Origin of the sequence: Xanthomonas axonopodis, assembly GCF_001304695.1 — a bacterium.
Lineage (GTDB): Bacteria > Pseudomonadota > Gammaproteobacteria > Xanthomonadales > Xanthomonadaceae > Xanthomonas > Xanthomonas axonopodis.
In genome coordinates, this window is record NZ_JFAQ01000183.1 from 1 (window position 1) to 7,369 (window position 7,369).

Genomic DNA, 7,369 nt, shown 5'->3' on the forward strand with positions numbered 1-7,369 from the left:
TCAAAGTGAATCCGATCCATCTAGTGCCGGGACTGAACACCTAGAGCGACTGGTCGTCGACCTTGACCAGGGTCCAGCACGGGCGCCTGGCAAAGTGGTAGACCTGTTGATCGCTGCTGTCAGGTGTGCGGACCAGCACCTGGCGACCTCCTGCGTCCTCGGACTCCATCACCTCGCGTCCCGCGGAGCGGGCCACGTCCAGATTCGGGATCACTGGCCATTTGACGTCGGCCAGCGCAACTTGGCGAGTGACTGGCGCCGGTTCCGGCTGCGCATCCGGATCGATCCGGATCATGGTCAGCGGGTCGGCCGTGGCTTTGTCCTGGGTCGCGATGTCTGCACTGAAGCTTTTTAGAAATGCAGAGAAGTCGGCGGTCGGGTAGGTTGTCGGCTGAGCGGGCGTGGCCGAAGTGGCAGCAGGCGTCGAGGCCGCAGGCGCGGCAGCCGCTGCGTCTGTTGTCGCCGCGGGCATTGCCGCGCCTGCGGGCTCTGCTTGCGGTTTGCAGGCAACCAGCGCCAGGCTCAGTGCGAGGGCATCAGGGATGTTCGTAAAAGGTCCAACGGATCCTCTTGATCGTATCGAGCGATGTGCGAGCGGGCGGGATGGTATCCGCGCGTTGCGTGCAACTGCGTGAAGGCTTGCGGGGCGAGGGTGCCGCGCCGGCACGCGGCAGGCCAGCACCCTGGGGGGCTGACCAGAGTGACGGTGGCCGGTTGCTCAAGCGATTCCAATGCCGTTGATTGTCGTCAACACAGGCAGGGTACCTCATCTTGATCTATCGCAGAAATCGTCATGCGGTGATGTACGGGTTGCCTGGAAATCACCCGTTGGCGCGGACAACTAAATTCCGTTCGAAAATACATCGAGTGCGTCCGCACTCACCCATCCTTGCGCGCAATTGCCAACGTATTGTCCTGGTGCTATCGGGTGACAGCTCTCGCCACTTGCAGGCGTGATCTTATTGATCGGCCTGTCGCCATAGGTTTTACACAATGCGTTGTTCTTGCACTTTGCAATGGTGCTGGCTGGAATCGCGGCAACGTAGTAATACCGCGGGGTCTGTCCGGCGCGGCCGACCGCCTGGACGCAGACGAGCTGGCCTTGGGCAAGATTGGCCGTCGCCGTCGCCGTCGCCGTCGCGCTGCTGCCGGTGACGGGAACGACATCTAACAGATCTACTCCGTTCGCCTGCGCTACGCCGGCGAAGAATCCCTTATCGCCACAATCGGGCGAAAACTCCACATCGTAAAAATCACCCGCGTCGATATTGCCCGCCATGCATCCTTTTGCAGCCGTTACATCCGTGCAGTTACCCCGGCGGCCTGTATCCACGCGCCAAGTCTGGCGTTGACCTGCAATGCTGCCGGCGCGTTGTTTTTCGCAGGTGCTACCGGTGCTGCTGTGGGAACGGCGTGGGGTGCAGATTGGCCGGCCGTGCAGGCGCTCAGTGCGAGCACTAAACCGGCAAGTATCCCGTTGCGCAAGGCAGACCATCCGGGGAAGAAGGGGCTGAGCCGAGCCATTGCAACCTTACTGGGCAAGGGAACACACCATCGCGGTGAGTACGGTGCAGAGACTGGCAGGTGAGTGTGTGCCGCAGCCGTCGTGAAGCTTCACGCGCAACCACCTAACTGGCCCAGTCGGCAGTCGGGCACTCGGAGCGCCGAGTATGTCGGCGCTCCGAGTCATGGCGGCGTCTGCGTACTGCGCCGCCTCCCCCCTTCAGTCGGGGGCTCGCAATCAATCCACCGAAATACCCGCCAGCCGCTGCAGCGCTTCGGCATATTTCGCGCGCGTGCGATCGATGACGTCGGCCGGCAGGTGCGGGCCAGGCGCGGTCTTGGCCCAGTCCAGGATTTCCAGATAATCGCGCACGAACTGCTTGTCGTAGCTCGGCGGGCTGGTGCCCAGTTCGTATTGGTCGGCCGGCCAATACCGCGAGGAGTCCGGGGTCAGCATCTCGTCCATGATGTACAGGCGGCCATCGGCATCGGTGCCGAATTCGAACTTGGTATCGGCCAGCAGGATGCCGCGTTCGGCAGCAAAATCGGCGGCGAAACGGTAGATGCGCAAGGTGGCATCGCGGACGCGCTCGGCCAGTTCGGCGCCGACCGTCTTGACCATTGCATCGAAGTCGATGTTTTCGTCGTGGTCGCCAACCGCTGCCTTGGTCGAAGGCGTAAAAATCGGCTCGGGCAGTTTCTCGGCCTGACGCAGGCCATCGGGCAATTCGATACCGCTGATCTTGCCGGTGCGCTGGTAATCCTTCCAGCCGCTGCCGATCACATAGCCGCGTGCGATGGCTTCCACCGGCACCGGCTTGAGCTTGCGCGTGACCACGGCGCGCTTGGCGTACAAGGCCGGATCTACACCCTCGGGCAACACCTGCTCCACGCGGATGTCCACCAGGTGGTTGGGCATCAGGTGTTCGATCTTGTGGAACCAGAAGTTGGACACCTGGCACAGCATCTCGCCCTTGCCGGGGATCGGATCGGGCAGCACCACGTCGAACGCGGACAGGCGGTCGGTGGCCACCATCAACAGATAGTCGCCGGGGGGCGCATCGGCGGGCAGGCGGTCGCGGGGAATATCGAAGACATCGCGGACCTTGCCACGGTGACGCAACGGCAGGCCGGGCAGATCGGATTGCAACAGCGTGGTCGGCACAGGCACTCCTAAGGACGTCGCTATGACGCTGTCCCCGGGACCCGGCGGGCCCGCGGGTCGGCAGCGGGCCGCGTAGTGTACGGCGCTTCGCCGCCGCCCGCAGAATTTATTGGAGCCTGCGAGGTGGGGCCTGTGCAGGCGCCGTCAGCCAGGCCGGGCGGGCGTTCGGGTAAGATCGCAGCCCGCCTCCCGACCCCGATCGCCCCATGTCCTGGTACGGAAAACTGCTCGGCGCACTGGCCGGCGCCTTGCTGTTTCGCGGGGCGCCGGTGGTGGGGCTGATGATCGGGCTGGCCATCGGCCATGCCGTCGACGCCGGCTGGTTCAAACGGCGCGCGGAAAATCCGTACGAAGCGCTGGGCCTGGAGCCGGATGCCACCACTGCCGAGATCGACCTGGCCTATCGCCGGCTGATGTCGCGCTACCACCCGGACAAGGTTGCCAACGCCGACCCGGAAGCCCGCCGCCAGGCCGAAAAGAAGGCCAGCCAGATCAACGCCGCCTACGACCGGATTCAAAGGTTGCGCAAGCGCTAACGCGAACGCTGCGCTGAAAACTGCTGCGTTCAGCAGTGCCGGTGGTCGGCGCGGCAGGCCGGCACATCGAAAAGGCGCTACGCAATAGAAACGCCTGATCATCACGATCAGGCGCCGCGGGCACGCACGCACCCGGTTCTCAGAACCTGTAGGTCGCGGTCAGGCGTAGCGCATTGGTCGAAACATCGGTATCGGTACGGCGCAGATCGGTACCGGCCGGATCGACGCGCAGGAAGGGGTTGGTGGCCGGCGCGGTGCCGGGTCCGACGCGCACGCGGGTGTCGTCGTCCTGCAGGCGGGCGAACAGGTATTCCACGCCGACCGAGACCTTGTCGCTCAGGCGCCGCTGCAAGCCGATGCCGGCCTGCTAGCCGCCTGCGCTGTCGCCGCCACTGCTGGTGAAGCTGTTGGCGGTATTGCTGCTGGCAAAGCTGTGGTCGAATTCGCCACGCGCCACACCGGCGGTGACATAGGCCAGGTAATCGCCCTGCGTGCCGAAGGCGTAGCCGATGCGGCCGCGCAACGCCGCGGTGCGGTTGAGCTGGCGGGTGAAGGTATAAAACGCGGGCGTCGTGCTGAAGGCACTGACGCTGTCGCGGACATCGTTGCGGGTGTATTCGGCGACCACGCCATAAACCCAGCTGCCGACCTGCCAGTCGTAGCTCAGCCGTGCGCCGTATTCGGCACCGCCCTTGTGCTTGCTGCAGCCACTGGCCGGAGTGCGCCCCGCCACTGCGCCACCGCAGAAAAACCGGGCGAAAACGCATCGGCACCGGTCGCGGTGCTGACCTGGTCGCCGTCGCGGCCATCCAGATTGGTATCGAAGCCGAAGCGGCCTCCGGAGACGCCGGCCGGATCGGCGCCACCGACGTTGGCACCGATGGAAAAACCGGACCAGTCAGCGGGACCGGATTGCGCCCAGGCCGAAGGTGCCAGGACGAAGAGGACGAGAGCGGCGGAAGCGAGCGGGGTCGGTTTCATGCGATCTGCTTGCATCTGGCGCGGCGCGCCGGTCAGGTACGTACGCGCTCGCGCCCGCTCTGGATGCAGGCGGGCTGGCACTGGGGGCGGCATGGCACGGCGACGGAGCCATCGATGCAGCGGACGGGCGCGCGGTCGCGAGATGACTGCGGGCTGCCGGGCGTGGCGCCCGCGGTGCTATCGGCGGCCTACCCGTGGCGCGGGCCTCGTGGCGCCCGGGGCATTCGGCTTTCCTCGCCGGGCCACGGTTGCGACAATGGCGTTCCCGCATTTTTCCGAGCTGCCCATGCAACCGACGGCGATCGCCCCGTCCATCCTGTCCGCCGATTTCGCCCGCCTGGGCGAGGAAGTGAACAACGTCCTCAAGGCTGGTGCCGACTGGGTGCACTTCGACGTAATGGACAACCACTACGTGCCCAACCTCACCATCGGCCCGCTGGTGTGCCAGGCGCTGCGCAAGCACGGCATCACCGCGCCGATCGATGTGCACCTGATGGTCGAGCCGGTGGACCGCATCGTGCCGGATTTCGCCGACGCCGGTGCCACCACCATCAGCTTCCACCCCGAAGCCAGTCGCCACGTGCACCGCACGATCCAGCTGATCAAGTCGCATGGCTGCCAGGCCGGGCTGGTGCTCAACCCGGCCACCCCGGTGGATATTCTGGACTGGGTGCTGCCCGAGCTGGATCTGGTGCTGGTGATGTCGGTCAACCCGGGCTTCGGCGGGCAGGCCTTCATTCCGTCTGCGCTGGACAAACTGCGCGCAATCCGCACGAAGATCGATGCGCTGGGCAAGCCGATTCGGTTGGAGATCGATGGCGGCGTCAAGGCGGACAACATCGGTGCGATTGCCGCCGCCGGCGCCGATACTTTCGTTGCCGGCTCTGCCATTTTCAATGCGCCCGACTATGCGCAGGTGATTGCGCAGATGCGCGCGGCGGTGAATGCGGTGCGATGAGCCGGCCCGCGCCGCAGATCCGCAGCGCCACGCCTGAGGATGTGCCGCTGCTGCATGAACTCATCACCGCGCTGGCGGTGTACGAGCGCGAGCCGGATGCGGTCAAGGCCAGCCTGGAGGAGTTGCGCGCCAGTCTGTTCGGCGAAGGCGCCACCGCGCATGCGCTGATCTGCGAGCAGGACGGCCAGGCGCTGGGATTTGCAGTGTATTTCTTCAATTATTCCACCTGGCTGGGCCGCAATGGCCTGTACCTGGAAGACCTGTTCGTGCGACCGGAAGCGCGCGGCAACGGCGCGGGCCTTGCGCTGTTGCGGCACTTGGCGCAGCTGGCCGTGCAGCGTGGCTGCGGGCGGTTCGAATGGTCGGTGCTGGACTGGAACCAGCCGGCCATCGACTTCTACAAGGCAGTCGGTGCGCGCCCGATGGACGGCTGGACCGTGTACCGGCTCGACGGCGAACGGTTGGCCGCGTTTGCGGCGGGCGGCTGAGCCGGGCGCGCCAGGACGTCGGGGTCCCGCAAAAGGAAGGCCGCTCCCGAGGAAGCGGCCTTCAAGAACATTGGAGGCTGATCCTGCCTCCGCCCGTCGTCCCTGCTATGGCCTTCCACTCTCCGGGTCATGGATGACACGGCAATGACAGTGCGCCGGCGGCGCCTATTCACGATCTGCCCATTGGCCCGCTGCTAGCCTGCGGCCATTCCCCTCACAGCATCGGCAGCGCGCATGGCCCCGTCCCACTGGCGTCTGATCCTCAATGGCAAGTCCACCGACAACATGGACCTGCGTGAGGCGGTGGCAACGCTGCGCAAGCGCGGCATCCAGCTCGATGTGCGGGTCACCTGGGAAGACGGCGATGCCGAGCGCTATGTGGGCGAGGCGGTGGCCGATGGCGTGCACACGGTGGTGGCCGCCGGTGGCGACGGCACCCTGAGCGAAGTGGCCGCCGCGCTGGCACACCACGAGGGAGATGCGGCCACGCTGCCCTCGCTGGGCCTGGTGCCGCTGGGCACTGCCAACGATTTTGCCACCGCCGCCAACGTCCCAATCGCCCCGCTGGAGGCGTTGAACCTGATCGCCGGGCGTGTCGCGCAGCCGTTCGACCTGCTGCGTATCCACGCCGACCATGGCCCGCACTGGTGCGCGAATGTGGCCAGCGGCGGCTTCGGCACCCAGGTTACCGTGGAAACCGACGAAGGCCTGAAGAAGATGCTCGGCGGTCTTGCCTATCTCATCACCGGCATGTCGCGGCTGGGCCGCATCGACCCGATCAGCGCCCGCTTCAGCGGCCTGGAGTTCAGCTGGGAAGGCGAATTCATCGCACTCGGGCTGGGGAACGGGCGCCAGGCCGGAGGCGGCCAGGCGCTGTGCCCGGAGGCCCTGATCGACGACGGCCTGCTGGATGTCACCATCGTCCCGGACCTGGATGGCGAGGTGGCTGCCACGCTCGGCACCCTGGTCACCGGCGGCAAACAGGCCGCGCTCGAACGCGTCGCGGTGCGCGCCCGCGTGCCGTGGCTGGAAATCGTTTCCCAGCAACCGCTGACCTTGAACCTGGACGGCGAACCGGAAACCTCACAGCACTTCCGCATCGAATGCGTCCCGGCGCGGCTGCGAATGCATTTGCCCGCCGACTGCCCGTTGGTCGGTGGCTGAGTGCGGGGAATCGGGAATCGGGAATCGGAAGAGCGTGATCGGCCTGCGCTGATGTGCGGTCGCCCGGTTGATGCATGCGCGCGAACGGGTAGTGCCATGCCTCCTCCATGAACGAGTCCGGTAGACCCGGACAATCGCATGTCAACCCAACCGACGCCGGCTCAATGACGGCTTCAAGGGGGCGCTGCGGCTCAGCGGAGCAACGACTGCGCAACGCTGCGGCTGAAACGGAGCAACGATCGGCGCAACGGGGTGGCTGCAGCTCAGACGAAGTCAGGGCGGCAGAAACGGAGCAATGACAAGCACGCGGCCTAAGAGCGGCTAACAAAACCCTTGAATTCTGTTGATTCGGCGGCAACATTGCCGACATGACACGTCGCAACGAGATCCCTATTGCGCTGTGGAAGCGCATCGAGCCACTGATTCCGCAGGTCAAGCCTTCCCCCAAAGGTGGACGACCTCGTGTCAGTGATCAGCAGGCCCTCAACGGCATCGTCTATGTGCTACGCACGGGCATTGCGTGGGAAGACCTGCCTTTGGAACTTGGCGATGGCAGCGGCATGACCTGCTGGCG

General features: G+C 65.5%; 8 protein-coding genes and 1 pseudogene. 5 read left to right on the forward strand and 4 right to left on the reverse strand.

The window, feature by feature from the left end; all coding sequences use genetic code 11:
- Nucleotides 1–40 precede the first annotated feature (40 nt).
- From XAXN_RS21850 to XAXN_RS15870, 3 genes are all read right to left on the reverse strand, one after another.
- Nucleotides 41–472 carry a hypothetical protein gene (locus XAXN_RS21850; RefSeq protein ID WP_241148161.1) on the reverse strand — a complete coding sequence of 144 codons (432 nt, stop codon included), beginning with the start codon at nt 470–472 and terminating at the stop codon, nt 41–43.
- Nucleotides 473–841: 369 nt separating this feature from the next.
- Entirely contained in the window at nt 842–1,279 is a 438-nt protein-coding gene (locus XAXN_RS23525) for a hypothetical protein (RefSeq protein ID WP_338133122.1), read from the reverse strand.
- Nucleotides 1,280–1,741: 462 nt separating this feature from the next.
- Nucleotides 1,742–2,668 (reverse strand): phosphoribosylaminoimidazolesuccinocarboxamide synthase, encoded by a 927-nt coding sequence (locus tag XAXN_RS15870; protein WP_054320267.1) that lies wholly within the window; start codon nt 2,666–2,668, stop codon nt 1,742–1,744.
- Nucleotides 2,669–2,874: 206 nt separating this feature from the next.
- On the opposite strand from XAXN_RS15870, the gene XAXN_RS15875 reads away from it, so the two are divergent.
- Nucleotides 2,875–3,204 carry a J domain-containing protein gene (locus XAXN_RS15875; protein WP_005912611.1) on the forward strand — a complete coding sequence of 110 codons (330 nt, stop codon included), beginning with the start codon at nt 2,875–2,877 and terminating at the stop codon, nt 3,202–3,204.
- Nucleotides 3,205–3,343: 139 nt separating this feature from the next.
- Here XAXN_RS15875 and XAXN_RS21860 read toward each other — a convergent pair.
- A pseudogene (locus tag XAXN_RS21860) lies at nt 3,344–4,185 on the reverse strand (outer membrane protein).
- A 256-nt stretch (nt 4,186–4,441) separates the two neighbouring features.
- Here XAXN_RS21860 and rpe point away from each other — a divergent pair.
- From rpe to XAXN_RS15905, 4 genes are all read left to right on the forward strand, one after another.
- Complete coding sequence (rpe, locus tag XAXN_RS15890) at nt 4,442–5,143, forward strand: ribulose-phosphate 3-epimerase (protein ID WP_174515568.1); 702 nt, start codon at nt 4,442–4,444, stop codon at nt 5,141–5,143.
- Entirely contained in the window at nt 5,140–5,631 is a 492-nt protein-coding gene (locus XAXN_RS15895) for a GNAT family N-acetyltransferase (RefSeq protein ID WP_042821148.1), read from the forward strand. The genes rpe and XAXN_RS15895 overlap by 4 nt, the downstream gene beginning before the upstream one ends.
- A gap of 234 nt (nt 5,632–5,865) precedes the next feature.
- Nucleotides 5,866–6,795, forward strand: a complete 930-nt coding sequence (gene yegS / locus XAXN_RS15900; RefSeq protein ID WP_054320269.1) for a lipid kinase YegS — start codon at nt 5,866–5,868, stop codon at nt 6,793–6,795.
- 368 nt (nt 6,796–7,163) lie between these two features.
- The coding region (locus tag XAXN_RS15905; protein WP_134984842.1) for a transposase at nt 7,164–7,369 on the forward strand (206 nt) is incomplete at its 3' end.

Excerpts from the sequence above, each read along its gene's own strand:
- XAXN_RS21850 (WP_241148161.1), bottom strand. The coding sequence starts at position 472 with ATGCCCGCGGCGACAACAGACGCAGCGGCTGCCGCGCCTGCGGCCTCG.
- XAXN_RS23525 (WP_338133122.1), bottom strand. The coding sequence starts at position 1,279 with ATGGCGGGCAATATCGACGCGGGTGATTTTTACGATGTGGAGTTTTCG.
- XAXN_RS15875 (WP_005912611.1), top strand. The coding sequence starts at position 2,875 with ATGTCCTGGTACGGAAAACTGCTCGGCGCACTGGCCGGCGCCTTGCTG.
- rpe (WP_174515568.1), top strand. The coding sequence starts at position 4,442 with ATGGCGTTCCCGCATTTTTCCGAGCTGCCCATGCAACCGACGGCGATC.
- XAXN_RS15895 (WP_042821148.1), top strand. The coding sequence starts at position 5,140 with ATGAGCCGGCCCGCGCCGCAGATCCGCAGCGCCACGCCTGAGGATGTG.
- yegS (WP_054320269.1), top strand. The coding sequence starts at position 5,866 with ATGGCCCCGTCCCACTGGCGTCTGATCCTCAATGGCAAGTCCACCGAC.